This is a genomic window from Agrobacterium larrymoorei (assembly GCF_037722385.1).
GTDB classification, from domain to species: domain Bacteria; phylum Pseudomonadota; class Alphaproteobacteria; order Rhizobiales; family Rhizobiaceae; genus Agrobacterium; species Agrobacterium larrymoorei_C.
In genome coordinates, this window is record NZ_JBBKAQ010000006.1 from 84442 (window position 1) to 109455 (window position 25014).

Here is a 25014-nt window from a genome sequence, read left to right on the forward strand (position 1 = left end):
CTCCTCAACCTGCTCGCGTCGGACGGTCGAGAACGCGCTTGCCCATCAGGCTTGCGGTCAGATCCACCATCAAGGTCGCAGTGCGCCCACGTTCGTCCAGAAACGGGTTCAGCTCCACGAGATCGAGGCTGCTGACGAGACCGCTATCATGCAGCATCTCCATCACCAGATGCGCCTCACGAAACGTGGCGCCGCCCGGCACCGTAGTGCCGACTGCTGGCGCAATCGACGGATCGAGAAAATCCACATCAAAGCTGACATGCAGCAACCCATTGGCCGCCTCGACTTTCGCCAAGAACTCCCGCAACAGCACGCCCACGCCATGCTCATCGATCATGCGCATGTCATGCACGGTGATACCGGAATCTTTAAGAGCCGCCCGCTCCGCCGGGTCGACGCTGCGAATCCCGATCATGCAGACATTGTTCGGATCGACAGGATGCGCGAGCGGCGGGAAATAACCGGCAAAGCCACCTCTGCCCGTATAATAGGCGACTGGCGTGCCATGCAAATTGCCGCTCTTCGTCGTCTCCAGCGTGTGGTAATCCGTGTGCGCATCGAGCCACAGCACGAAAAGCGGTCGCGTCTGCTCAGCCGCCCGGCGTGACAGCCCCGCGACCGTACCCGCGGAAAGCGCATGGTCGCCACCTAAGAAGATCGGCATGGCATTCGCACTTTCGCGGTAGGCTGCCTCGATCAGCGCTTCCGTCCAGGCAACCGTTTCGGGCAAGTGATGCACCGCCGCATTCGGATGCTGAAGATCGCGAAGCGGCGTGGGCGATACATTGCCGAGATCGGAAACACGATGCCCCAATTCTTCCAATGCCGCTTTCAGCCCGGCGACGCGCAAGGCACTTGGCCCCATCTCGCAACCAAGTTGCCCTGCTCCGATCTGCAGCGGCACGCCTATCAACTTGCAGTCCATACCTCGTCTCCCATGCTCGAAGCTCGCATCATCACACCACATCAAGATGGCAGGATGAACAGTGAGTATTGGCAAATTTCTCCATCAGGCTTATCATTATGATCAATTGTCCCACCAAAATGGTCTTCGATGGATCAACTCGACGAGAAACTTATCACCCTCCTGCGCCATAACGGACGAAAGAGCATCTCCGATCTCGCTATTGAGACCGGCGCCTCCCGTGCTACAGTCCGCGCCCGCGTGGAAAAGCTTGAGCAAAACGGCACGATCATCGGTTACACCGTTATCCTGCGAGCTGACGCGGTGGAAAATGCGGTGCGCGGTATCATGATGATCGAGATCGAGGGCCACGTCACCGACCGCGTGATCCGCGCACTCGGCGGCATTTCCGAGATTTCCGAAATCCACTCCACCAACGGTCGCTGGGACCTGATCGTCGAACTCAGCGCCGCCACGCTCACCGAATTCGACGCGGTACTCCGCCGCATCCGCCTCGTCCCCGGCATCACCGGCAGCGAAACCAGCCTGATCCTCTCCACCCAGAGATCCACCAAAGCAAGGCTTTGACCTGAACCGAAAAGGAGCTTTGGAAAAAATGCATTTTTCAGCTTGCATAGCCAACCAAATCATCTATATGACGACCCACCAAACGAAAGCGCCCGGCGCTTCTCGGATTGGGGAATAGTTCAATGGTAGAACAGCGGACTCTGACTCCGTCGATCTTGGTTCGAATCCAGGTTCCCCAGCCAATTCTCCCTAAAATGTCTTAATTCCTTGATTTTCCGATTGTGTCGGATATCGCTTTGGCATCATCGACGACCTGATGCCCAGAACTGTAGTCCACAGGTGATGCCCACGCGAAATCGCGCGCTAGCATTTCAGGTGGCAGGCAAGGGCAACAACCTCATGGCGATCCGCCACGACGTCGAAAACCTCACCCGCCGCGGCAATATCTTCTATTGGCGTGCGCGTGTCCCAAGCGCCTTCGGGCAGTGCCGACCAGGCAGCCGGCTTTCATTGAGCCTTCACTGTTCTGATCATAAGAAAGCGCAGGCTATCGGCCGCAAGCTGAACATGCTCGTCGCCGAACTGAAGTTGAAGCGGAAGGAACCCATGTCCAAGGCGCAGCTCCAAAAGCTTTGCGAATACGAATGAGACATGATGCTCACGCATCTGGAAGATGCCTACATGGTGGCGGGGCGCCATGGGCATCCCGCCGAGATAAAATTCAAGTCTCCCGGCAGCCAATTTCGACCGATTTTCTAATCCAAATCTGCGTCCACCTTTCTTAAGAAAGACGACTTCTCAATTACTTCGGCGATCTCAGCCTCGGTTTTTCAAATAATCTCCAGTGTTCGGACGAGGCTGAGAAAATTGGCTGGGGACCCGCGGCACCGGCTGCTTTTGGCCAGAGGATGGAGGAGCGATACAAATGGATGCACCAATTGCAAAAGCAGGATGGATCAGCTTAGCCCGCTTCAATACGAGCAAGTGGCCTGCATGGTTTTGATGTCGCCCCAAGTTGGGCTCTCACCGATGCTGAAACTTGCTCTTGAGCCAGAGAAGGATCGATGGCGAGCCCGCTAGCAACGATCCGCCATCGATCGGAGCGCCGCCTGTGAATGACGTAACAAGAGCCCCCGCTTCCTGAGCGATGAGTTTTCCTGCCGCGTAATCGTAGTGGCTGAGGCCATCTTCGAAATAACCGTCCAGTCTACCCGCACCAATGTAAGCCAGATCGAGTGCGGCCGAACCAAGTCTGCGGACGCCCGCTGTCTCATTGGTGATGGCGTCCAGGCTTTGAAAGAAGGTGCTGCGATCGATTGCCTTCAACTGTCCCTGGATAGGCATGGACAGAGAGAGTATCGCCTCATCCGGACGTTTGTCCTTCAATCGATTAAGCCTCTTTCCGTTGAGCCATCCGCCGCAGCCTCGAATGGCGGTGAACATTTCGTCGCGTAATGGATCAAGGACCACGCCTAGCAGTTCGCCATCGTCGTCGCAGAGAGCGATACTGACGGCAAAATAAGGGATGCCCCAGATAAAGTTGCTGGTCCCGTCAAGAGGGTCGACCACCCAGCGGTGTTTCGCATGCGCATTGCGAGTACCGGTCTCTTCACCGACAAAACCGTAATGCTCACCTGCCTTTGCCAGAATAGCGGCGATGGCCTTTTCGGCGGCGAGATCTGCTTTGGATGCATAGTCCCCCAAAGCTTTTCGTTGAACACCGTCACGCGAAACATCGCCGAAATGCGCCTTTAACTCGGCGCCTCCAGCTAGGGCTGCAGACAACGCCAGCTGCATGAGTTCTTCCAGGTGCAGGTCCGCCATCGCTTATGCTTCCACAGGTAGAAAAGTCATGGTCTCGAAGTCCACACCGACGCGCGATCCCACATCGAGCGCGTTTCGGGTCTCCGCGGAGATGGTCGTACCGTTCTCAAGCCGAAGGCTCTGGGTCCAGGCCTTACCCATGAAGCGCCGATCTTCCACTGTCGCATCAGTCAGCGCGCCGCCGCACTCGCGTATCATCACCTGCTCAGGACGCACTACGAGCGTGCCTTTACCACTGTGGCCTCTTTCTAAAAGAGGCAGCTTTGATCCGTCTGCCATGTGGAAGCCCGTCGCCTCAAAAGTACCTTCGAGGAAGTTCGCACTGCCAACAAATTCGGCCACGAAGCGGTTGGCAGGTCGCGAATATATGGTTTCAGGATCTGCAAGCTGTTGCACGATGCCGTTCTGCATGACCGCGAGCCGGTCCGACATTTCCAGAGCCTCTTCCTGATCATGCGTCACATAGATGGCTGTCAGGCCTAGCCTTTTCTGCAGACTGCGCAGTTCGTGGCGGAGAGATACGCGAAGACGCGCGTCGAGGTTGGACATCGGCTCATCCAAGAGGAGTAGCGGTGGATTGATGACGAGCGCACGCGCCAGCGCGATGCGCTGCTGCATGCCGCCACTCATTTCTGCCGGATAGCGCTTCTCGACGCCGTGCAGTTCGACTTGCGCCAACGCGGCCCGAACCCTTTCCACGACTTCGCCCTTAGGGACTTTACGCAGCTTCAGCCCGTACGCGACATTGTCGAAAACTGTCTGGTTCGGCCACAATGCATAGTTCTGGAAGACGAAGCCGATATTCCTGTCCCAGGCGGCAAGTGAGGTCACATTCTGCCCATTGAACAGGATCTTCCCACCATCGATGGGGTGGAAGCCGGCGATGGCACGCAAAAGCGTCGTCTTGCCGCAACCGGATGGTCCTAGCAGCGTGAAGAATTCGCCAGGCTTGATCGTGACACTAATGTCCTTAAGAACCGCGTGATTACCGAAGGTCTTGGAGACCGCGTCGATAACGACCTCGCAGCCTTGTGTGGGAGCTTTGGGCGATATGCTTTCAACCACCGGATTTTCCTCGAATTTGGCCGTATCGGACGATGAGATAAAGAGGGATGTAGATAATCAGCATCAGGAGAATGGTCTGTGCTGCAGAAACACCGAAATCGGCATCTACTAGCGTGTTCTCGAAGATTACGGCCGTCATCGGTTTCCACGGAGGACGATAAAGGACGATGGTGGACGACAGCTCCGTCACGATGTGGAGGAAGGTGAGCGTCGCCCCTGTCACTGCACCTGCCAGCACGAGAGGCGCAGTTATTGTGACGAACACTCTGAGCGGACGCGCTCCAAGACTGATCGCGGCCTCTTCGAGGGCCGGGTGAACGCGTCTGAGGGCCGCTTCTGACGCCTTGACCGTAAATGGTAGGTTACGAATGAGGTAGGCGAGAACGAGGATGAACCAAGTGCCCGTTAGTTGGACCGGCGCCTTGTTGAACATCATGATGAGGCCGATGCCGAGGACGGTTCCGGGGATGACGTAAGGCATCATGACGGTCAGGCTAAGAACGGGCCCGATGATCCGATAGCGCTTGCGTATGATCACATATGCAATCCCCAGTCCGATCGCTGTCGCCGCCACCGTTCCGGCAATGCCAAGCGACAAGGTCACCCAGGCAGGGCCCATTCCGGTGCGCCACATGGTCGTGTAGTTTGCCAGTGTCAGGTTCGGCGTTGGCAAACCAACCCGCCATTCCATGAAGCTGGAAACAAGTACCGTCAGGTGAGGCGTGAATGCCATGAAAAGGGCAACACCGGTGGCTGCGAGGACTGCGACGTGGCCAATTGGCGATAGTGGCTTGCGCTCCAAGGCGCGCGACGACACCACCGCGAAACCGCGTCGCGCCAGATAGATTTGCTGGGCCATGAGGAACAGGCTGGAGATGGTGATGAGCACCATCGAGCCTGTCGCCGCAAGGGCCGGGTTGCGTCCTGCCTCACTAAGGAAGGACGTGTAGATCAGAACCGGCAGCGCGTTAACGTCGAGACCGATGATGCGAGGTGTGCCAAAGTCCGATAGGGCAGCCATCGTTGCCAGATAAAGACCAGTGATTATGCCGGGAAGCGCGAGCGGAATTTCGACCGTCATTCGAACCCGAGGCGGCCTGGCTCCGAGGCTTTCCGCCGCCTCGATATGACCGGCATCCAAACTCTGGAATGAGCTGTGACTGAGCAGAAAGATGATCGGAAAAACCAGCCAGGTGATAACCCATATGACGCCATGCAAGCCAACGATCGAGACATCGAGACCGAGGTAATTGGTCACAACACCATTTCGTCCCAGGAGCAATCGCCAGGCATAAGCCCCCAAAAACGGCGGAGAAACGGACGCCATGGTGACGAGAAAGACGATGGCCATGCTGCCGGCGACTCGGTAGCGCGCGATAAGATAGGCAAGCGAAACGCCGATCAACGCAGCGAGGCCGGTTGACGTCAAGGCAATCAGCAAGCTGTTGACCGTGGCGGAAAGGGTTTCGGAGCGCGTGAAGAAATCGATGTAGTGAACCGGAGAGAACGACAGCGCCCTGTTTTCGAAAGTGATATAGGCATTTACGGCATGGGATAATAAGACGGAGTTAGGGCCCTGCGCCTGAAGGTCCAGTGGCGCCGGAGCTGTTGTGGCGAAGAGCCCGCGCGGCGCCTGTTGTGAGAGCGCGAACCGAGCGGTACCGAGATCGAGTTCGATGACCCCAGCCTCGTCCCTGCCAAGCGAAATCGGCTCTTGCGACGAGAGGCGAAGCGTTCGGTCGCCCTCGACACTGACAGTCAGGTGGTCGGTCGAATTCAACGCTATGGCGAGCCCGTCTGAAGTTTTCTCCACGCCGTACCGGGCGGTCATTTCCGGCACGGATTGCAAGCCATCCTTATTATGCAGAAGCGTAAAACGGCCACCTTCCTCCAGAAGGGAGGCGGCCATCAGGCGAACTTGCGGGACGATGATCGTCAGGCCGCAGAGCACGAGCGCGACGATTGAAAAGATCAGCCAATTGTCGCGCAGCACCTTCATTGTCCACGAAGCTCCTGGAAGCGAGCAACGACCACGGGCCGGGGATCGACAGCCGACACAATCGTAAGGGTAGACATGTCAGGCAGGGCGGCCGGGGGGGTGACATCCTTGCGCGCTGAACGCCGAACGGTGGCATCGCGAACAATTTCATGCGCCGTCTTGCTGCCCAGGAAATCGATAAAGCTCTTGGCATCGTCAATGTGCTGCGCGCCCTTGACGATCGCCTGAGCATCGATCTGTCCGGTTACGGCGTCGCTCGGATAGACGATATCGATTGGTAGGCCCTGGGCCTTCCACTTTGCGCCGAGATCTTCATTGATCCAGCCCACTGCCGCTTCACCGTCTCGCACGGCGTTGAATGCGTCGTCGGAACCGGGCGCGATGCGCGCACCTTTGGCCATGTGGCCGACGAAATCCCAGCCGAAGTTGCCAGCAAGGGCTGATAGAATAACGTAGCCGGTCCCGGATTTCGCGGGGTCTGGAATGATCAGGCCACCATTTTTCGCGAAATTAAGTGAAACAAGTTCCTTTTGCGTCTTGGGTATGGAGCCGGCCTCGACGCGCTTGGTGCTGACGATCAAAGGCTGCAGCAGCACCGTGAATGGATGCCAGATGTGATTGGGATCGTTGGTCACCATATCGGTGTCCGACTTGCTCTCGTATGCTTGGAAGAGCGCCGCATTTTCCTCGAAAGTCTGTGTCGGCCCGCCCCACATCACGTCCGCCGAGGAGTTGCCGCCTTCGGCACGCAGGCGCTCGATAAGCTCGCCCGTTCCACCGCGCACGACGGTAACCTTCACGTCCGGGTTTGCTTTGGCGAAAGCTTCGAGAATGGGAGCAGAAGTGGCCTCCCCATGAGCTGTATAGACGACAAGCTCTCCTGCATTCGCAACACCAAGGATTGACGCCGACGCCAACGCGCCTGCCATGATCCGCCGCAAGGTCCATTTCAGCATGACTGTGTTCCCTTTTTAAGTCACTGAGAAGTAGGCGACCAATTAATTCCATTAGATGGATTTAAAATCAAGCCGCATTTTCCTCGCTGTATTGGCTTTTGACGACAGTTATATGACAAATTTGCTTGATCAAGTCGATTCTCTCCAACTTGACCCTGCGATCTCAGACTGATAAAATCCATTTAATGAAATAAATAGGATACCGCACCCATGAGCATGATGGGCAGCAACCATACATATTCGGGCCGCTACAACCGTCGCCTGGTTTTCGACCTCATTCGGTCTAGCAATGGCATCAGCCGACGGGACCTTGTTCACGTAACAGGTCTGAAGCCGCAGACGATGTCCAACATATGCAAGGATTTGATCGACCGGGCACTGGTAATTGAATCGATTCAGCAAGAAGGTGCGCGCGGCGCCCCTCAAAAAAGATTGCAGGTGCGCGCAAAGGCAGGATGCTGCCTCGGGATCCATGTGGATCGCGACGGGCTTCTCGGTATTGTATGCGATATAGCAGGGCAAGAACTGGGACGTGAGACGGCGTATGCTTCGCTTGAAGATCCATCCGATACGATCCGCGCGATAGCTGATATCGCGCAGCGCCTGCGTTCGGTTGCGGCAGACCACCCTGCTTGGGGCATCGGTATCGCCATGCCAACGCTGCAGGAACCGGAGTTCGAGCATCCCGTCGGTCCGCCAGGCTGGGACGCCTGGACCCGCATACCTGTGGCGGAAGCTATTGAAGATTCGTGTGGCCTTCCAACGATCATCGAGAATGATGCCACGGCTGCCGCAGTTGCCGAACTCAGGGCTGGCAGAGCCTCAGAACTGACGCACTACGTTCATATTTTCGTCGGCCATGGGCTTGGCGCCGGCATCATAAACGACAGCATGCCGCTTCAGGGATTTTGGAACAATGCTGGAGAAATCGGCCTCCTGACCTGGCCTGCCGAATTCACTAATCCAGATGCCGATGGACAGACTCCGTTCTCCATCGACGAACTCGCGGCAATGCTGTCTTGTGAAAGCAAGGAAATCGCTAGGCCCGGCGTGTTGGAACAACTCTACGCTCAACGCAACAGTGTTTTGATGCGATGGCTCGACCTCAACTCAAAACGCCTCCGATTGCTGGTTTCGCTGCTTGAAAACATCATGGATCCGCAGACGATCATGGTCGGAGGGCATTTTCCGCCGGCGCTCAACAACTCCTTGATTGACCGGGCCTATCCCCTTTTACCATCGGTCAGCGCCCGAAGCCATCGGGATATTCCGCGGCTTTGCGCTGGCGCACTCGGTCCGGAAGCCGCCGCTTTAGGGGCGGCCATGTTGCCCGTGATTGCGCATGGCAGCCCGGACTTCAGGCGTCTCTCATCCAACCGTGGACGCAGCCAGACCATGGATTTCGAAAGACGCTTCGATCGTGTTGCTGGCGCGCCAGCAGATGACGACGAATCCTTATGATTTACCCACTTATCGCCAACAGGACTAAAAAATGAAAATTGCAGTCGCCGGGCTTGGCTTTCGGCTTGCCAATGTCATTGCTTCCTTCGCCAAGGCTTGCCCAGATATCGAGATCGTCGGCCTCATGGACCCCGAGCCCGCGGGACTGCCGGCCATTCTCTCCTCTGGCATGCCAGAGCCGAGACGCTTCGATACAGTTGAACTCATGCTGACGCAAACACGCCCCGATCTTCTTATGGTCGGTTCACCCAATGTTTTTCACCTAGACCACATCACTGCAGGGCTGCGCAGAGGGGCGCGGGTCTTCACCGAGAAACCGGTCGTGATCAATGAAGACCAGACAATGAAAATGGCGCGCCTGCTTGCCGAATACGGCTATGAGAGCGTTATGGTTGGGCTCGTTCTACGGTATTCCGACCTTTACCGGGATTTACGCGCAGCTCAGGCTCAAGGTTACCTCGGCACCATTACCTCGATCGAGGCATCCGAGCATATAGCGCCTTACCACGGAGCATTCTTCATGCGGGATTGGCGGCGGCATACTCGCTATGCTGGCCCATTCATCCTGGAGAAATGCTGTCACGACATTGATCTTTACAGCAGCGTCGTGGGCCAGCGCGCCATGGCGGTTGCCAGCTTTGGGGGCCGTAAGTCATTCGTAGCAGAAAACCGGCCTGATCAGCTCTCCGCGTTTCAACAGCAGGAATTCTACAAGAAGCCGAGCGGGTGGTTGAAGAGCGATGCCGTCTTCGAGAGCGACGGCGATATCATCGACTATCAGACCGCGATCGTAGAATATCACGGCGGAGCGACGATGGCTTTTCATACCAATCTCAACGTTCCAGATCAGTTTCGCCGCTTCTGCGTGATCGGCAACAAGGGGATGGCAGAGGGTGATTTCATCCGTAACCGCTTCGAGGTCCATTCCGCCGTCACCGGCGAAAAGCTTGTTGAGCGGCGTTACGAGGGCCATGAAAGCGATCACTATGGTGCCGATGATCAGATGGCTTCGGATATCTGGAACCATCTTACAGAGGCCACTCCACTCCCCGTCAATATCATTGCGGCTCTGGAAGCAGGACTTGTGGCAATCAAGATCGATGAGGCACGTCGTGCACGGCGCACCATCGAACTTGCCGAGACCTGGCAGCGTTTCGATGACGCGCTTCGAACCCCTCAAGCGGCAGCCTGAGGCCAAGCTCATGAACAGGCCAGCGCCAACATCAGCCGTTGTCATCCGCAACGCCCAGCCTTGCGATGAGGCTGCGATCCTGGATATCTGCCTGCGCACTTCAGACAGCGGGCAAGACGGATCACAACACTACACCGACGCGAGACTTCCCGGATTGCTATGGGCTCTGCCCTATGTCCGCTTCTGCCGCGAAAATGCTTTTGTGCTGACGCAGCGCGGCGTCGTGATGGGTTATTGTGTCGCAGCACCCCATACGACCGTCTATGAAGACTGGCTTGAGGCCGCGTGGTGGCCCGTCTTGAAAGAAGAGCTTCGCGATTTCTCAGCGCGGACGGCAGAGGACAAGAATATTCTTTCTTACATCCAAAGCCCGTCGAGAACATCAGCTCGGGTGACGAAGCGCTATCCGGCACATCTGCACATCAATCTTCTGCCTGAGCTGCAGAATGGAGGTCATGGGTCGTCACTGCTGCGACATCAACTGAATGCATTGATGATGTCTGGAGCGGAAGGGGTTCATCTAGGTGTGAACCAGCACAACGAAAAGGTTGTCGCCTTTTACGCTAAATTTGGCTTTGTCGAAATCGACCGGACACCGTCAATCCTGTTGGCAAAGCGGTTTGTTGATTGAAACGGAAGTGTCTGGAAGCAGTCATTCGAACGCGACAAGCCCAAACACGCCCTGCTGTTCACACCGTGCTCACCTTTTGAAGCCCAAGAAGGCGAGCAAGCAAACCGTTCTGATCAGTGACGGTCCATTCACCGGAAAGGCCGCCCTTCTTCAGCCATAGGAAGATTTCGAAATGTGCGATGGTTCGCCGCTCCGTTTCGAAAGGGCGGAAGCCACCTACCTTCGGCATGGCCTTCGTCATTTGGACAGGCTCACTCACGATGCCTTTTTTAAGACCCCTTATGAAATATTGTATCGGATCAGGCCGCAGAAACCCGTGATCCACTGACGTCTTGATCGTCGAGTGAAAGTGCTCGGCGCCGCTCGCACTGCGCTTCGCCGGTGAAAACAAGGGCTCGTCCTTCAGCATCCCAGGGAAGAAAGGCTTGGCGTCATCAAGATCAAGCTTCTCGGTAACAATAAATCCTTCGGGTTGCCGCGCTTGTCTATGCACGGTGCATAACCGATAACCCCAGCGATTGATCATGCTGTGATCGATCTCGAAGCGGCGCTAATGACACATCTCTTCCTCTTGCGTCTTGTGACAACTAAGCCAAAGCGTTGGATCTGTCGCAACAAAATCGGTGTAAGGCGTTCTCGTCGTGTTTTTTAAATCGAAAACACCAGTGTCGAACTGCCCCGCCTCATCACAAGACTAGTCACTATTTCACGAGCGCCGAGGTTTTGCGGAAAAGATACTTGCCGCCGATCGGCGCAGGGGTGATCGCTGATTCTTCGACAATCGATTGACCACGCAGCATTAGTCGTGTTGGCCATCCCTGCACCTCAAGACCTTCATAAGGTGTGTAGTCCGATCCATGCGCCAAGAGATCATTGGTGATTGTGACGCGCTTGCCAGGATCCCAGATGGCTAGATCAGCGTCAGCTCCAACAGCAATCGTGCCCTTCTGAGGATACAGCCCGTAGAGTTTCGCGTGGTTGGTCGATGTCTGGGCGACGAACTGGTTGAGCGATATACGTCCCTTCATCACACCTTCGGAAAACAGAATGGGCAATCGCGTTGCGACCCCTGGAATGCCATTTGGTATCCAGCGGAAATTCCGCTTTCCCTTTTCGTTCAGCTTGCCTTCAGCGTCCTCATAGCGAAACGGGCAATGGTCGGACGAAAAGAGGTCGAAGACATTCTGCTCTAAGCCCTCCCAGCACGCGTCCTGACTTTCACGATCTCGCGGTGGGGGAGAACAAACATATTTCGCGCCTTCCAGTGCGTTCTGATCGAGATCGGCAGCCGTCAGCATCAAATACTGCGGGCAGGTTTCACCGGCGATCTTTTGGCCGCGCATGCGCGCCCTGCGAATTTCTTCCATTGCCTCGCGATTGGAAACGTGGACGATCACGATTGGGACGTCCACGATTTCTGCAAGCGACAACGCCCGATGAGTTGCCTCTCGCTCGGCCGCAATCGGCCGCGTCGTGGCATGATATTTGGGAGCAAGCTTTCCTTCGTTTTCGTGGCGTCCGATCAGATAGCGGATCGCATCTTCATTCTCGCAGTGGACCATCACGAGCGCTCCGGTACGTCGCGCCGCATCGAGCGTATCCAGTATCTGATCATCGCGCAGCCGAAGCCCCTCATAGGTCATGAAGACCTTCAGGGACGTGTAACCGGCCTCAACCAGCGCAGGCAGTTCCTGCCCCAACACCTCAGGGGTCGGATCGGTGATGACGAGATGGAAAGCAACGTCGGTGTAACATTTGCCCTCGGCCTTGGCGTGATAAGCCTTGAGGGCCTCGCGCAATGTCTGCCCCTTCTCCTGCATGCAAAAGGTCAGGACAGTGCTATTGCCCCCGACAGCCGCTGAGCGCGTACCGCTTTCAAAATTGTCCGCCATGACGATGCCTTCGCCGGACGGTTGATCGAGGTGAACGTGGCTGTCTATCCCTCCCGGCAACACAAAAAGACCTGTGGCGTCAATGACCTCCGCTGCATCGTCAAGTCCGTTTGAAAGGGTCGCGATCGTTCCGTCGAGGATACCGATGTCACAGACAAAGGTATCGCTGGCGGTAGCCACGGTTCCGTTACGGATGATTGTATCGAAGCGCATCGACGCCGTCCTTTCTTCAGCTTACTTTCGCAAATCCCGTTTCGCCGGAAAGAATTTTGTCGAGAGCCTGCGTAAAGCGATCGACCTCTTCCAACGTATTGTAATGGACCATGGACACTCTCAGCATGCCACCATGATCGGTGAGGCCGAGATATTCGGCCAAACGGCGCGAGTGGAAATCGCCGAACCGCATTGCGATATGGTGTTTGTCCATCGCGCGGCATATCTCGGCTGCGTCGCGACCATCGAAGCGGAAAGCAATTGTGGGAACGCGCGAGCTGTCCCCATTATGGCTCTGCCCAACAATCTGGCAGTCGTTTCGCGACCGCAAGTACGACAACAGTCTCTCGGTCAGCGCATCTTCCTGAGCGGTGATTGCCTTGAACGCTGTCGCAATCCGGTCACGGACACTGCCTGTCGCTCCAGCGTGCTCTCCAAGTTTCGTCAGATAGTCCACGATGCCACAGGTGGAATAGGCAAGTTCGTAATTGGGGTTACCGGGCTCGAGCTTTCCCGGAACTTTGTCCTTGCCGTAAAAATAATGGTAAAGCGTATCAAGCTCGAGGAGATAATCGTATTTCCCGTACATGAGCGCGTAATGGGGCCCGTAAGTCTTGTAGAGACTGAAGACGTAGTAATCAGCATCGAAAGCCTGAACGTCGACAAGACGGTGGGGCGCGTAAGCCACCGCATCCACGCATAGCCGGGCACCTCGTGCGTGAACAAAGTCGGCAATCTCGCGTACCGGATTGATCGATCCGAGAATGTTGGAGACATGCGTCACGCAGACGAGCCGCGTGCGCTCGGACATCAAGGGCTGGAGGTCTGCCAGATCAAGGCTCAAACTGGTCTTGTTGAGCGGCCAGAACTTTATGATGACGCCCGCCGACTTCAGCCGGTCCCAGGGACCGATATTGGATTCGTGGTCACTTACGGTCACGATAATCTCATCGCCAGGCTTAAGCTGGCTTTCCATGGCACGCGCGAGATTTTGCAAAAGTGCAGTTGTCGAATTGCCGAAGACGATTTCTTCCGGTCGCGTTGCGTTGACAAGGTGCATGGCGGCCGTGCGCGCTTCGTAAAGGGCCTCCGCGGCCTTTTGCGACACCTCGTACGATCCACCGATCTGGACGTTGCGTTCGACCAGGAAGCTGTTGATGCGATCGATCGCGCCCTTTAGGATTTGCGAGCCGCCGGCATTGTCGAAAAACGTCCAGCCTCGTTCCAGACCGGGAAATTGGCTTCGCACGAATTCCGGATCGAGCGATGGCTTATCGTTCATGGTGTGTCCTCCACAGACATAATTCAGTGATTGAGTACCGCGCGCAGGAACCCGCGCGTTCTTTCTTCTTGGGGATTGTCGAATATCTGCTGAGGGGTACCTATTTCGACCAGCTTCCCGCCATCCATGAAGATGACGCGGTCGGCCACCTGCTTGGCAAAGCCCATTTCGTGCGTCACGACGATCATCGTGACACCGGTTCCAGCCAGACGCCGCATGACGTCCAGCACCTCCCCCACCATTTCCGGATCGAGAGCCGATGTCGGCTCATCGAACAGAAGAACCTTCGGCTCCATGGCGAGAGCCCGCGCGATCGCCACGCGCTGCTGCTGCCCGCCGGATAGCTGTCCAGGATATTTGTCCGCCTGTTCGGAAATGCCGACACGGGCCAAAAGGTCCCTCGCCTTTGCTGCAGCTTCCGCTTCAGCCAGCCCTCGCACACGCATCGGCGCCAGCATGACGTTTCTAAGCACCGTCATATGCGGGAAAAGATTGAAGGACTGGAACACCATACCGACTTCGGCACGAACTTTCGCAAGATCCTTACCGGGACGAACCCTGACACCATCAACGGTGATGGAACTTTCAGCCGAGAAAGCCTCCAGATGATTGATGCATCGGATCAAGGTCGACTTGCCCGAGCCGGATGGGCCGATAATGCAAACGACTTCACCTTCGGTGATGTCCAGATCGATACCGTGCAGCACGGTATATGTGCCATAAGCCTTGAACAGCCTTTCGACGCGGATCAAATTCTTGGAGTGACCAGTCATCTGCGTCTCCCTGCACCAAACCGCATCTCGAGGCGGGAAACGACTGCCACCATAGGCCAGAGCAGGAGGACGTAGATCACCGCCGCACCAATCAAGGGCGTGGGATTGGCGCTCAGAGCTTGCGCCTGTGTTGCCTGCTTCAACAGATCCGGCATCGCGACTACCGATGCCAGCGCGGTATCTTTCAGCACATTGATCGAATTATTGGTTAGCGGCGGGATCACGATCCGGATCGCTTGAGGAAGAATGATGTCAGCCATCGTGTGCCGGTTCGATAGGCCCAAAGCCGCCGAAGCCTCGAACTGACCGGCGGGTATGGCGTCAATGCCTGCCCGGAAAATCTCTGCCGTATAGGCCGCCGAGACAAGCGAGAGCGCTGCGACCGCAGACAAGAATGGCGAAAGCCTGATCCCCACGAATGGAAGTGCGTAATAGATGACGATGAGAAGAACGAGCAGGGGTATGGATCGGAAGACATCCACGTAGATGCGAATGAGAATGACGATAGCGCGCGGCGCGTAAAGCCGGGCTACAGCCAGAACAAGGCCGCCGACGAGACCTGCGACGATGCTGACAATGCCAATCTGAAGTGCGACGACGAGGCCCCACATCAGTTGCGGAAGGCTCTGGAGCAGGACATTGTAATTGAAGAAGGTGTTAATGAGATTCATGCCGAAAAGGCTCCCTCAAGCCAGCGGATCGAAGACCCACTGGCGGCTGTGGTGCTATCAGAGTTTTGGCATGTCCATGACCGTCACAGTCGATGTCTTCTCTTCGGCAGGCGCACCGAACCAAGTCTGATGAAGCTTGGCGAGATAACCGTCCTTCTTCATCTCGGTGATGACGCCATTCACCTGCTCTGCAAGCGCGTCGCCCTTGTTGAACATGACGGAGTATTTCTCGCCTGTCTCGATACGGGCAACCACCTTCAGTTCTGGCTTGTCCTTCACATAGTACAAGAGAGCTGGAATATCGCTGATGTAGCCGTCGATGCGGCCAGCAACAAGATCGAGCATGGCGGGAGAAAGTCCTTCGAACCGCCGGATGTCGGAGAACTTGTATTCGGCCTTATTCTTCTCAGCCCACATGTCGCCGGTCGAGCCAGTGTCGACGCCCACCACCTTGTCAGCTATCTCTTTCAAGCCGGTGATTCCGGACTTCGCTGTCACCGTAAGGGACTGGTCGCTGTCGTAATATGGCTGAGCGAAAGATACCGATTCGAGACGCTTTGGCGTGATGGTGATCGAAGAGATCGCCATGTTGATGCGGCCCGACTGCACCGCCGAAAACAGGCCATTGAATGGAGTGTTTACAAACTCGACCGACTTGCCGAGACGCTTTGCGACCTCGTTGACAAGATCGACTTCGAACCCGACGACCTTGCCGGACGCGTCCTGGAACTCCCACGGCACATTGCCAATATTTGCGCCTACTGTCAAATCAGCGGCGCGCGCTGCCTGCAGGCTCAAAAGAGCAATGCCCGCAGCCAATGAAGCGGTGAAAAATCTTGCTGTCATGCGTTTCATCAGTGTTCCCCTTGTTATTCGATACACGATCACACATTGTGGTCTAACTGGACGGACCAGTTAGACCACACAAGCACGGAGTTTTTGTCTTGGCAAGGCAGCACGTTGAAAATAGATGTTGAGTGAGGAACAGAGGGCGCGCGCAGAATGTTGAACAAAACGCTTTTGCCACAGACCGTGGCGCGCGAAATTCAAACAATGATCCAGACAGGCGTTCTCAAACCCGGCGAGAGGATTCAGTCGCAGCGAGAGTTATCAGAACAGTTCGGCGTCAGCCGTGCTTCGCTTCGCGAAGCCTTACTGACCCTAGAGACGCTTGGCATGGTGAAAACGGAAGCGGGACGCGGCACCTTTGTCACCGCACCAGCAGAACGTGCAGCAGGACCCGCAGCCAACATGGCGCCGTGGCGCTACTCGCAGAGCTACTCTGCTTTCGATGTCTTCCAGACACGCGCACTTCTCGAGGGAGAAATTGCAAAGCTCGCCGCAGGTCGGCTGACGCGCCGCCAACTGGACGAAATGGAGCAAGCAACCGAAACGATGGAACGTTCCTGGGAAAAGCAGGACGTCATTTCCAATGTCGAAGCCGACCTGCAGTTTCACTCGACGATCGTATCCGCCTGCTCGAACGTGATGTTGCAAGCGCTTTACCAGACTGTTCGTGAACTGATCACGGAAACCCAGCGCCAACCGATTCCCATCACTGATCCGACACGAATGAGCAACTCGATCGCCGAGCACCGCCGCGTCATCGAAGCATTACGCCTCAACGATGGAAACTTGGCGAAGGCCGAGATGGAAACACATATTCGTAACACCGCCCGCTGCGCTGGCCTTGATCCTTAAGAGAGTAACCGGAAGTACAACTATTTTGGGCGGCGCACTCGAGGCACCGATTTCTTGCCTGATGAGAATTCGACCTGTACTAAGACCGAACGTCGCCCGGAGCGCAGAGCCCCCACAAACCCCGCGGCACAGTCAGCAACCTCTTCGATCCAAACGGATCATATCCGCTGCCTTCTCGGCAATCATTACCACCGGTGAGGCAGTATTGCCGGAGACGATGCGCGGCATGATCGAGGCGTCGACGACGCGCAATCCTTGGAGGCCTTTTACGCGCAACGCCGGATCGACCACGGCGTCGGCGTCCGCTCCCATGCGGCAGGTACCGATCGGGTGGAAGATGGTCGTGGCAATGTCGCCTGCTTTTTGCAGGAGGTCTTCATCACTCTCGAACTCACGGCCTGGAAGGATTTCCTCTGGCTGATAGGGGCGCAGTGCGCTGGTCGCCATCACCTGCCGGGCTTGGCGGATGGCTGCAATGGCGACGGAACGGTCTTGGTCGGTCGACAGATAGTTTGGCCTTATCTCTGGTTGCTGGTGCGGGTTGGTCGAACTGATGTGGCAGGTGCCCACGCTGCTTGGCCGCAGCTGGCAGACGGAGACGGTAATGGCGGGGAACGGATGCAACGGATCACCGAGCTTGTCGGTGGAGAGCGGTTGAACATGGTACTCGATGTCGGGTCGGTTTGCGCCCGGCGTGGAGCGCGTGAACATGCCAAACTGGCTTGGCGCCATCGACATCGGCCCCGAGCGCATCAGCGCATATTCCGCTGCGATCTTGATCTTGCCGCGCCAAGAATTGGCAAGCTGGTTGAGCGTCACGGTGTTCTTGACCTTGAAGACGGTCCTGATCTGCAAATGATCCTGCAGATTCTCGCCTACCGCGGATTTCGCTAGATTGACCTTGATGCCAAGTGCTTCCAGACGAGCGGGATCACCGATGCCAGATAGTTCCAAGAGCTTCGGCGAGTTGATGGCACCGGCCGCCAGGATTACCTCTCCATCGGCTTTCGCATGGAACGAGCCTTCAGATGTGCGAAATTGCACGCCAGTGACGCGGCTTCCGTCGATCATCAGGCGCTCAACGAGTGCATGCTTGATGAGGCGCAGATTTGGGCGCTTGAGGGCCGGATGCAGGAAGCCGCGCGCCGTGTTCCAGCGCACGCCCTTATGTTGGTTCACATCGAAGAACCCCGATCCTTCGTTGTCGCCATCGTTGAAATCGGCGCGAGGCTCGATACCGAGTTCGCGCGCGCCCGTCTGCACTGCTTCGAGGATTTTCCACTTCAACCGCTGACGGCTGACCTTCCAAGGCCCTCCCGTCGAATGCATGTCGCCTTGCGGCCCGTGATAATCCTCGGATCGCTTGAAATAGGGCAAAACGTCGGACCATCCCCACCCCTCATTGCCGAGCTCACGCCAGCCATCGTAGTCGGCGGCCTGCCCTCGCATGTAGATCATGCCGTTGACCGAGGTGCAGCCACCCAGCACCTTGCCACGTGGATAAGCGAGGCTGCGCCCGTTAAGGCCTGCCTCAGGTGCCGTGCGCATCATCCAGTCAGTCCGCGGGTTGCCAATGCAGAAGAGGTAGCCAACCGGTATTTGTACCCAGTGATAGCGGTCCGAGCCCCCGGCTTCCAGCAGCAGGACACGCACGGATGGATCCTCACTCAGCCGGGCAGCCAGCACACAGCCCGCCGTCCCTGCCCCGACGATCACATAGTCGTATTGGCCGTCCAGGCCTGTCGTTTCCGCCATGCTTGATGTCCTCTTTGGCACCGATGGTCGCGATACATCCTTGCGAACCACCTCCCCTTAATTCTTCAATGCGCTCCAGAAATTGCGCATCTGCCCGGTAAGGGCCGCATAAATGGCGTAGCGTCTACGAAAATGCTCGAACCGCCTTGCTTCAGGACGAAAGTCACGGGCAGCTCGGGTCATCGCCTGAACGGCATCTTCGTAAGATGGATAGTGGCCGACGGCGACTGTCACGCCGATGGCAGCCCCTAAGGCTCCCGTCTCTCTCGCCTCCGCCACGTTGAGCGGGATCTCCAAGACATCTGCCATCATCTGCGGCCAGTGACGGCTTCGTGACCCTCCCCCCGACATGACGGCTCTGCTGACCGATAGTCCGGCATGCTCCAGCACCTCGATGTGGCGACGATGCTCGAAGCAGACGCCCTCGAAAAGCGCCCTCAGCATGTGGCCTTCACCGTGCCATCCGGCCAGCCCATAGAAGCCGCCGCGAAACTCAGCACCCAAACGCGAGCCGAAGATGAAGGGATGGAAGAAGGGATCGTCAGCACGCGGCGCGACCTTGCCGACTTCCTGATTGCAGCGCTCGAACGCCTGGTCGCCATGGTCGCCGCGCATGCGGTGAACATACCATTCAAGATTGGCAGCCGAGGTGGCGCTGGACTCGATGTTGACATATCTGTCCTTGCCGAAGACTGTGACCATGAAGACATTGTCGCTGATAACCGGCTTGTCGGCGAAGACCTGGTTGATGCTCCAGGTTCCCGCCACCACCGAAGCCTCGCCGGCATGTATGACGCCGGAGCCCAGCGCACTCGACACCACATCGAAGAAACCGCCGATGACGGGCGTTCCTTCGGCAAGCCCGGTGGCCTGCGCCGCCTTTGCGCTCACACGCCCAATGATCTGCGCCGACTCGACGCGATCGGGGAAGAAGGATAATGCATCTTCCAAATGGTAGAGGCCAAGCAAGGCCTCGTCGAGCACGCCCTCCGGCATGGCAAGCAGCCCTGCCCCGCTCAGATCCGAAATGTCGTTGGTCAACCGGTCCGTCAGGCAGAAGTTGATATAGTCTTTGCAGAACAGGACGGCGCCAATTCGGGCGTAAAGTTCGGCTTCGTGGCGCTTGACCCAGGCAAGAAGTGTCGGCGTCTGCGATGGCCAGGGCCGTTGAAGGCACCGCGCCTGAAGCGCCGCGCCATTCTCACGGTCGAGTTCGCCTGCAATATCGGAGGCGCGGCTGTCGAGAGACTGGATACCCTTGAGCGGACGCAACTCCTTGTCGAGCAGGTAAAGACCGTTGCCGTGGCCTGCACAGCCGACGCCAAGGATCCGACGTGGATCGACGCCGGAACTGGAAATCACCTCGCGGATCGCTCTGCAGCCATTTGCCCAAAGCTCGGACAGGTCGCGTTCGACATGTCCTGGTTCGGGAAAGCTAGACTTTCCGTCGATCGCGCATTGCGCGATCTGATGCCCTTGCGTGTCGAACAGCACGGCCTTAATGACCGTGTTGCCTACATCGACTCCCAGAACGAAATTTGTCTCAGCCACGGTTATAGATATCCCATGCTTCTTCGCCGCCGGCGCGCTGATGGATAATGGCCATAAGCGCCTTCACGACAGCCTTCGGATTGTCATGTTGATAGATATTACGGCCATAGACCATACCGTTTGCGCCCTGCTCGATGATCGCGGCAGATTTTGACAGAACGGTGCGCAAGTCCTCCTTGCCTCCCCCGCGCACGAGAACCGGGCACCGGGCGGCTTCGATCACTTTGTGGAAATCGGCAGGATCCGTTGTCGGATCGGCCTTGATGATATCCGCCCCCATCTCGGATGCGAGACGCACCAGGGTGACGATCTTCTCGGCATCGCCATCCACCTGATAGCCGCCGCGCACATCATTGGGCAGCATGACCAGCGGCTCGATCATCAGCGGCATGCCGTAGCGGTGGCAATCGGCGCGCACCCGGCTGATGTTTTCAACACACTGGCGAAACAGTTCCGGCTCATCCGGCAGCATGAAGAGGTTGACGACGACGCAGGCCGCATCCATTTCCAACGCACCGATGATCGGCTCTTCATAGTTTTGCAGCTGCGACCACATGCTGCGGTGGCGGGTGGAATTGTATGGATTGCCCATATCGATGCGCATGACGAGTGCCGGCTTGTCGCGCTCCGGCCTGGATTGCAGCAGGTCTGCCTGACCATAAGCCATCTGAATGGCATCGGGTCCCGCTTCAATGAGCCTGCCTACCACGCCAGCCATATCCTCCAGACCGAGAAGAAAGCTTGGTTCGTTGCAGACGCCATGGTCGAGTGCAACGTCAAGGCATCCTCCTTGACGAAACAACCTGTTCATTCTTGCTTTGCGGGAAACGCGCATCATGATGCCTTGTCCTTTTCTCTACATCTATTCTGAAGCATGTCGATCGACACGCCGTAATAGGCCTGCAGTTCGTCGATCACCTGTCGCCGTTCGGCGAGGGCCCGGTCGCCTGTCCAGCCGAGTTCACGCGACGCGACGGCAATCAGCGCATCGAGACTGTCGAGATCGAGATCGCCGGTAATGGCGAGGCTCGTGCGACGAAGGACAAGATCGGACAGATGTCGCACATCCTCAGCCCGGATGAGCCAGGCGATCTCAGCGAGTGTCAAAGCGGTTGTGGCGGAAAAAGAGACGTCGTCGGAGCGCGCCTGGCAGAAGGTCATCAAATCCGAGGCCCGAGACCCGTAGGTCGCCGCTAAATGATCTGCGCGCGCCTTGCCGATGGCGAACTCGCGGGAAAGCTGCACGGACAAAAGATCAGTGTCTCCTGGGTGATTCAAGCCGCCGCCGATGGGGCGGTTGTTAGTTGAGGTCAACCGGGACCGTCCAAGCTCGGCCAAGACCTCGTCAGTCACCTGCTCACCGAATGCGCGGAAGGTCGTCCACTTGCCCCCGACCATGCACAGTTGCGATGGGTCCGACTCCACGCGATGGATCAGGTGGCTGCGAGAAATCTTGCCGGTAAATTCCGCTTCGCTGCGCGGCAAAGGGCGAATGCCGCTATAGCTGAAGACGATATCCGAGGCTGCTACTTCGATGCTCGGAAAGACTGTGCGGACCGCATCGAGAATGTAGTCGCGCTCCTCCGGTTCACAGCGTGTCCGGCTAGGCGTATTGACCTTGATGTCCGTCGAACCAGCGAGCACGCGTCCGAGATAGGGAAAGAGAATGCAAACGCGATTGTCGACATTCTCGAAGAAGATCATGTGCCCATTGAGTGCCTGATAGAGCGACTGATTGGCGAGAATGACGTGGGAGCCCTTGGTACCGGTGACGGTTGGCTCATTGGTCTTGATGGCATTGTCGAGAGCGCCGATCGTCTCGTCGATCCAAGCGCCTGTAGCGTTGACGATCATCTTGGTGCGGATCGTAAGCGGTTCATCCGCCTCTTCCACCGCAAGATGATAAGCACCGCCGCTCCGGTTGAACTCGGCATAGTTCAGCGCGATCGCCTGTGGCGCGTCGCGGCGGGTATCCAGCACCAGTTCCAGTGCCAATCGTTCGGGCTGGCGAATCCAGGCGTCGTAATAGGTCGCAGAAGAGCGCACGCACGCATCGAGCTCCGGCCATCGCGATCTGGTGATGCGGTTGTTGTGAAACTCGTGCTTGGGCAGGAGACGGTTCTTGCGCGTCACGAAGTCATAGAGCGCTAGGCCGATCTTGATGGCTACAGCCCCACGGCTCGCGGGCTTACCCGATGAACCGAAGAACGTCGCTGCAGCATTGAAAAGACCGCCAAAGGTCGAGTAGATGGGAATGGTCGTCGGCAAGGGATGAACCATGTGCGGTGCCAGACGCAGCAGCGTGTCCCGCTCCCTCAGCGATTCTCGAACGAGGCCGAACTCACCGTTTTCCAGGTAGCGAAGACCGCCGTGGATCATGCGCGACGGTGCAGCACTGCATCCAGAAGCAAAATCATTGCGCTCCACCAAGAGCACCCTCAGCCCCTGCAACGCCAGATCGCGATACGCACCGATGCCATTGATACCGCCCCCGACGACGACAACGTCGAAATCGGCATCTTGTCGGATTCGTCTGAGCGCATCCTCGCGGAAATTGGACATGGAAGTACCGTTCGCTGGTTTTCAAGCCAACGTCCCAATCTTGTGTTGCGGTGTTTGAGGCTTAGCGGTCTAGGTCGACCAGATGCTCTACAATGCCGGCGGATATCATCGACATCTCTTCTGCCGTCAGACGCAGATGCGCCGCCCCGGCATTCTCGACGGCTTGTCTGGGATCACGCGCACCGCAAAGGGAGAAGGTGATCCCTGGCTGCGCCACCGTCCATGCAATGACCACCTGCGCGATGCTTGCCTGATGACGATCCGCCACCGGCGCAACCACGTCCATCAGCCGCGCCACCTTCTGGCGGTTGCCGAGGCTGAAGCGCGGGTTTTCCTTTCTCTGGTCGTCGCCGGTAAAGACCCTTTCCGGTCCCATCTTGCCGGAGAGAAGACCAAGCGCCAGCGACGAGTAGCTGAGGATGGAGACGTCATTGGCGAGGCAGGTTGGCACAAAGCTGGTCTCGATGTTGCGCTTCACCATCGAGTACTCTTCCTGAATGGCGTCGAGCGCACCGGTGGCGATGTAGGCCGCGAGATCCTCTTTCGAAACGTTGCTTGCGCCGATCGAGCGGATCTTACCCTCATCCTTCAACCGCACCAGTTCGCCGACGGTGTCTGCAATCGGCGTAGTCACGTCCTGCCAATGGGTGACGTAGTGATCGATGTAGTCGGTCCCGAGCCGTTTGAGGCTTTGTTCAATCTCGTAGCGGATCGAGACTGGACCAAGATAGCGGTGAACGGGCTTGCCATCCTGATGGAAGAAATAGGCGCCTTCCGCCACATGCCAGACCAGGCCGCATTTGGTTACGAGCACCACCTTGTCGCGCTGGCCGGCAATGGCCTTGCCGACGATCGTCTCTGCAAGACCCATGCCGTAAGCGGGGGCCGTATCGATGAGCGAGATGCCGGCGTCGATGGAAGCCCGGATTGCATCGACCGATGCCGCCTCGTCGGTACCGCCCCACATCCAGCCACCGATCGCCCAGGTGCCGAGCCCGACAGCAGACGCTTCGATGCCGCTTTTGCCGATTGGCCGCTTCAAGACATATGCGTCGTTCATTCGTGTAATCCTTCCCCAAAGGTTTCGAGCGTCTTGGCGATTTCTTCATCGACGACCAATGACGTCAAAAACCGTCCTGCAAGCGCTGCGGACACAGGGCCCGCCTTCAAATCCCCGGCCGCAACCCCGATGACGGAGGGGCAATTGGCCAGTTGTTGCGGATCGAGAGCAACGACCCGCGAGTTCAGATCACTCTCGGCAAGCGAACCATCCGCGCGGATGAGATGCGCCAGAAACTCGCCTGCGATCCCGGCATCCATCATCCCCTGGCTGCCCCGTGCGGGATCGGGCAAGAGATCGTAGTAGCCCGAGCCCGGAGCCTGGACCGAGCCGACACCGACCAGCGCGACCGTTGCCCGCCGTGCCAGATCGAACACGTCGCGGATCGAGGCAACATTCATCAGCACGTCGCGCTGCTGCCTGTCTTCAACGAAGAGCGGCGCATGAACCAACTGTGCCGTGCCGCCGAGCTTGTCCGCCAACTGCGTGGCAAGGTGGTTCACATCGGTATAATGCTTCCCCTGCACGCCGCCTGTCAGCGGCACAACCTGCACATCGAAACGCCGTTCCGCCTCTAGACTTTCGACCACCGCGCTGACAGCCTTACCACCCGTTATCGCGATCACATCGCCGTCTCGGATCGTTTCAAGCAGATGGTTTGCCGCAACGCGCCCGACCATCTGCAGGGTCGTTTCGGGATTGTCGGAGACCGTTGGCGTCACCATGGCCTGCTTCAGGCCGAAGCGCCCAACAACCTCGTTCTCCAGATCGACGAGCCGCTGATACGGGCTCGATATGCTGATTTTCACCATGCCCGCCTTGCGGCCAGCGGCAATCATTCTGTTGACCTTGGTGTGAGAGAGATTGAGCTTTTCTGCGATCTCCGACTGCTTCACACCCTCGATGAAATGTAAAACGAGAACGGAATACATCTGGCGCTGCTGATCGAATTCATCTCTGTAGTCCACCATATGCATCGTCTCCTTCTTGGCCG

23 protein-coding genes and 1 tRNA gene are annotated in these 25014 nt (G+C 57.3%); 7 read left to right on the plus strand and 17 right to left on the minus strand.

Going from position 1 to position 25014, the window contains the following annotated elements; all coding sequences use genetic code 11:
• Positions 1-4: 4 nt before the first annotated feature.
• Positions 5-925, minus strand: coding sequence for an arginase (gene rocF / locus WKI41_RS10060; protein ID WP_340193345.1), 921 nt, complete (start codon positions 923-925; stop codon positions 5-7).
• Between the two features lie 129 nt (positions 926-1054).
• On the opposite strand from rocF, the gene WKI41_RS10065 reads away from it, so the two are divergent.
• From WKI41_RS10065 to WKI41_RS10075, 3 genes are all read left to right on the plus strand, one after another.
• On the plus strand, positions 1055-1492 hold the full coding sequence (locus WKI41_RS10065; RefSeq protein ID WP_340193346.1) for an Lrp/AsnC family transcriptional regulator: 438 nt from the start codon (positions 1055-1057) through the stop codon (positions 1490-1492).
• Positions 1493-1600: 108 nt separating this feature from the next.
• Positions 1601-1674: transfer RNA gene (locus WKI41_RS10070), tRNA-Gln, on the plus strand.
• A 100-nt stretch (positions 1675-1774) separates the two neighbouring features.
• Positions 1775-2080 carry a DUF6538 domain-containing protein gene (locus tag WKI41_RS10075; RefSeq protein WP_340193347.1) on the plus strand — a complete coding sequence of 102 codons (306 nt, stop codon included), beginning with the start codon at positions 1775-1777 and terminating at the stop codon, positions 2078-2080.
• Between the two features lie 375 nt (positions 2081-2455).
• On the opposite strand, the gene WKI41_RS10080 is transcribed toward WKI41_RS10075, so the two are convergent.
• The 4 genes from WKI41_RS10080 to WKI41_RS10095 are packed head-to-tail and all read right to left on the minus strand — an operon-like array spanning position 2456 to position 7276.
• Positions 2456-3256 carry an inositol monophosphatase family protein gene (locus WKI41_RS10080; RefSeq protein WP_340193348.1) on the minus strand — a complete coding sequence of 267 codons (801 nt, stop codon included), beginning with the start codon at positions 3254-3256 and terminating at the stop codon, positions 2456-2458.
• Between the two features lie 3 nt (positions 3257-3259).
• Entirely contained in the window at positions 3260-4321 is a 1062-nt protein-coding gene (locus WKI41_RS10085) for an ABC transporter ATP-binding protein (RefSeq protein ID WP_340193349.1), read from the minus strand.
• Entirely contained in the window at positions 4314-6320 is a 2007-nt protein-coding gene (locus tag WKI41_RS10090; RefSeq protein ID WP_340193350.1) for an ABC transporter permease, read from the minus strand. Before WKI41_RS10090 ends, WKI41_RS10085 begins: the two co-directional genes overlap by 8 nt.
• The gene (locus WKI41_RS10095) at positions 6317-7276 is read right to left on the minus strand and encodes an extracellular solute-binding protein (RefSeq protein ID WP_340193351.1); all 960 of its coding nucleotides are present in this window, start codon (positions 7274-7276) and stop codon (positions 6317-6319) included. The genes WKI41_RS10090 and WKI41_RS10095 overlap by 4 nt, the downstream gene beginning before the upstream one ends.
• A gap of 210 nt (positions 7277-7486) precedes the next feature.
• On the opposite strand from WKI41_RS10095, the gene WKI41_RS10100 reads away from it, so the two are divergent.
• The 3 genes from WKI41_RS10100 to WKI41_RS10110 are packed head-to-tail and all read left to right on the plus strand — an operon-like array spanning position 7487 to position 10560.
• On the plus strand, positions 7487-8737 hold the full coding sequence (locus WKI41_RS10100; RefSeq protein ID WP_340193352.1) for an ROK family protein: 1251 nt from the start codon (positions 7487-7489) through the stop codon (positions 8735-8737).
• 31 nt (positions 8738-8768) lie between these two features.
• On the plus strand, positions 8769-9929 hold the full coding sequence (locus WKI41_RS10105) for a Gfo/Idh/MocA family protein (RefSeq protein WP_340193353.1): 1161 nt from the start codon (positions 8769-8771) through the stop codon (positions 9927-9929).
• A 10-nt stretch (positions 9930-9939) separates the two neighbouring features.
• A complete protein-coding gene (locus WKI41_RS10110; RefSeq protein WP_340193354.1) occupies positions 9940-10560 on the plus strand; it encodes a GNAT family N-acetyltransferase in 621 nt (206 codons plus the stop codon).
• 58 nt (positions 10561-10618) lie between these two features.
• On the opposite strand, the gene WKI41_RS10115 is transcribed toward WKI41_RS10110, so the two are convergent.
• From WKI41_RS10115 to WKI41_RS10140, 6 genes are all read right to left on the minus strand, one after another.
• Positions 10619-11086 (minus strand): DDE-type integrase/transposase/recombinase, encoded by a 468-nt coding sequence (locus WKI41_RS10115; RefSeq protein ID WP_340193355.1) that lies wholly within the window; start codon positions 11084-11086, stop codon positions 10619-10621.
• 175 nt (positions 11087-11261) lie between these two features.
• The gene (gene hydA / locus WKI41_RS10120; protein ID WP_340193356.1) at positions 11262-12665 is read right to left on the minus strand and encodes a dihydropyrimidinase; all 1404 of its coding nucleotides are present in this window, start codon (positions 12663-12665) and stop codon (positions 11262-11264) included.
• A gap of 16 nt (positions 12666-12681) precedes the next feature.
• A complete protein-coding gene (locus WKI41_RS10125; protein ID WP_340193357.1) occupies positions 12682-13947 on the minus strand; it encodes a cysteine desulfurase-like protein in 1266 nt (421 codons plus the stop codon).
• 23 nt (positions 13948-13970) lie between these two features.
• Positions 13971-14720, minus strand: a complete 750-nt coding sequence (locus WKI41_RS10130) for an amino acid ABC transporter ATP-binding protein (protein ID WP_340193358.1) — start codon at positions 14718-14720, stop codon at positions 13971-13973.
• Positions 14717-15391, minus strand: coding sequence for an ABC transporter permease subunit (locus tag WKI41_RS10135; protein ID WP_340193359.1), 675 nt, complete (start codon positions 15389-15391; stop codon positions 14717-14719). The genes WKI41_RS10130 and WKI41_RS10135 overlap by 4 nt, the downstream gene beginning before the upstream one ends.
• Positions 15392-15448: 57 nt before the next feature.
• On the minus strand, positions 15449-16237 hold the full coding sequence (locus WKI41_RS10140) for a transporter substrate-binding domain-containing protein (RefSeq protein WP_340193670.1): 789 nt from the start codon (positions 16235-16237) through the stop codon (positions 15449-15451).
• A 156-nt stretch (positions 16238-16393) separates the two neighbouring features.
• Between WKI41_RS10140 and WKI41_RS10145 the strand changes: the two genes are divergently transcribed.
• Positions 16394-17092, plus strand: a complete 699-nt coding sequence (locus tag WKI41_RS10145) for a FadR/GntR family transcriptional regulator (RefSeq protein WP_340193360.1) — start codon at positions 16394-16396, stop codon at positions 17090-17092.
• A gap of 132 nt (positions 17093-17224) precedes the next feature.
• Here the strand turns inward: WKI41_RS10145 and WKI41_RS10150 are convergent, their stop codons facing one another.
• The 6 genes from WKI41_RS10150 to WKI41_RS10175 form a co-directional block, all read right to left on the minus strand.
• On the minus strand, positions 17225-18847 hold the full coding sequence (locus tag WKI41_RS10150; protein ID WP_340193361.1) for a GMC family oxidoreductase: 1623 nt from the start codon (positions 18845-18847) through the stop codon (positions 17225-17227).
• A 57-nt stretch (positions 18848-18904) separates the two neighbouring features.
• Entirely contained in the window at positions 18905-20377 is a 1473-nt protein-coding gene (locus WKI41_RS10155) for an FGGY-family carbohydrate kinase (RefSeq protein WP_425341018.1), read from the minus strand.
• Positions 20378-20390: 13 nt separating this feature from the next.
• On the minus strand, positions 20391-21233 hold the full coding sequence (locus tag WKI41_RS10160) for a class I fructose-bisphosphate aldolase (RefSeq protein WP_340193671.1): 843 nt from the start codon (positions 21231-21233) through the stop codon (positions 20391-20393).
• Positions 21233-22960: a glycerol-3-phosphate dehydrogenase/oxidase gene (locus WKI41_RS10165; RefSeq protein ID WP_340193363.1), complete on the minus strand. Its 1728-nt coding sequence runs from the start codon at positions 22958-22960 to the stop codon at positions 21233-21235. The genes WKI41_RS10160 and WKI41_RS10165 overlap by 1 nt, the downstream gene beginning before the upstream one ends.
• 61 nt (positions 22961-23021) lie before the next feature.
• Positions 23022-24020, minus strand: a complete 999-nt coding sequence (locus WKI41_RS10170) for an aldo/keto reductase (RefSeq protein ID WP_340193364.1) — start codon at positions 24018-24020, stop codon at positions 23022-23024.
• Positions 24017-24991, minus strand: a complete 975-nt coding sequence (locus tag WKI41_RS10175) for a sugar-binding transcriptional regulator (protein WP_340193365.1) — start codon at positions 24989-24991, stop codon at positions 24017-24019. The genes WKI41_RS10170 and WKI41_RS10175 overlap by 4 nt, the downstream gene beginning before the upstream one ends.
• Positions 24992-25014: the final 23 nt, after the last annotated feature.

What these genes read in the sequence shown, in the direction of transcription:
- rocF (WP_340193345.1), bottom strand. Translation starts at nt 925, where the DNA reads ATGGACTGCAAGTTGATAGGCGTGCCGCTGCAGATCGGAGCAGGGCAA.
- WKI41_RS10065 (WP_340193346.1), top strand. Translation starts at nt 1,055, where the DNA reads ATGGATCAACTCGACGAGAAACTTATCACCCTCCTGCGCCATAACGGA.
- WKI41_RS10075 (WP_340193347.1), top strand. Translation starts at nt 1,775, where the DNA reads ATGCCCACGCGAAATCGCGCGCTAGCATTTCAGGTGGCAGGCAAGGGC.
- WKI41_RS10080 (WP_340193348.1), bottom strand. Translation starts at nt 3,256, where the DNA reads ATGGCGGACCTGCACCTGGAAGAACTCATGCAGCTGGCGTTGTCTGCA.
- WKI41_RS10090 (WP_340193350.1), bottom strand. Translation starts at nt 6,320, where the DNA reads ATGAAGGTGCTGCGCGACAATTGGCTGATCTTTTCAATCGTCGCGCTC.
- WKI41_RS10095 (WP_340193351.1), bottom strand. Translation starts at nt 7,276, where the DNA reads ATGCTGAAATGGACCTTGCGGCGGATCATGGCAGGCGCGTTGGCGTCG.
- WKI41_RS10100 (WP_340193352.1), top strand. Translation starts at nt 7,487, where the DNA reads ATGAGCATGATGGGCAGCAACCATACATATTCGGGCCGCTACAACCGT.
- WKI41_RS10105 (WP_340193353.1), top strand. Translation starts at nt 8,769, where the DNA reads ATGAAAATTGCAGTCGCCGGGCTTGGCTTTCGGCTTGCCAATGTCATT.
- WKI41_RS10110 (WP_340193354.1), top strand. Translation starts at nt 9,940, where the DNA reads ATGAACAGGCCAGCGCCAACATCAGCCGTTGTCATCCGCAACGCCCAG.
- WKI41_RS10115 (WP_340193355.1), bottom strand. Translation starts at nt 11,086, where the DNA reads ATGATCAATCGCTGGGGTTATCGGTTATGCACCGTGCATAGACAAGCG.
- hydA (WP_340193356.1), bottom strand. Translation starts at nt 12,665, where the DNA reads ATGCGCTTCGATACAATCATCCGTAACGGAACCGTGGCTACCGCCAGC.
- WKI41_RS10125 (WP_340193357.1), bottom strand. Translation starts at nt 13,947, where the DNA reads ATGAACGATAAGCCATCGCTCGATCCGGAATTCGTGCGAAGCCAATTT.
- WKI41_RS10130 (WP_340193358.1), bottom strand. Translation starts at nt 14,720, where the DNA reads ATGACTGGTCACTCCAAGAATTTGATCCGCGTCGAAAGGCTGTTCAAG.
- WKI41_RS10135 (WP_340193359.1), bottom strand. Translation starts at nt 15,391, where the DNA reads ATGAATCTCATTAACACCTTCTTCAATTACAATGTCCTGCTCCAGAGC.
- WKI41_RS10140 (WP_340193670.1), bottom strand. Translation starts at nt 16,237, where the DNA reads ATGACAGCAAGATTTTTCACCGCTTCATTGGCTGCGGGCATTGCTCTT.
- WKI41_RS10145 (WP_340193360.1), top strand. Translation starts at nt 16,394, where the DNA reads ATGTTGAACAAAACGCTTTTGCCACAGACCGTGGCGCGCGAAATTCAA.
- WKI41_RS10150 (WP_340193361.1), bottom strand. Translation starts at nt 18,847, where the DNA reads ATGGCGGAAACGACAGGCCTGGACGGCCAATACGACTATGTGATCGTC.
- WKI41_RS10160 (WP_340193671.1), bottom strand. Translation starts at nt 21,233, where the DNA reads ATGCGCGTTTCCCGCAAAGCAAGAATGAACAGGTTGTTTCGTCAAGGA.
- WKI41_RS10165 (WP_340193363.1), bottom strand. Translation starts at nt 22,960, where the DNA reads ATGTCCAATTTCCGCGAGGATGCGCTCAGACGAATCCGACAAGATGCC.
- WKI41_RS10170 (WP_340193364.1), bottom strand. Translation starts at nt 24,020, where the DNA reads ATGAACGACGCATATGTCTTGAAGCGGCCAATCGGCAAAAGCGGCATC.
- WKI41_RS10175 (WP_340193365.1), bottom strand. Translation starts at nt 24,991, where the DNA reads ATGGTGGACTACAGAGATGAATTCGATCAGCAGCGCCAGATGTATTCC.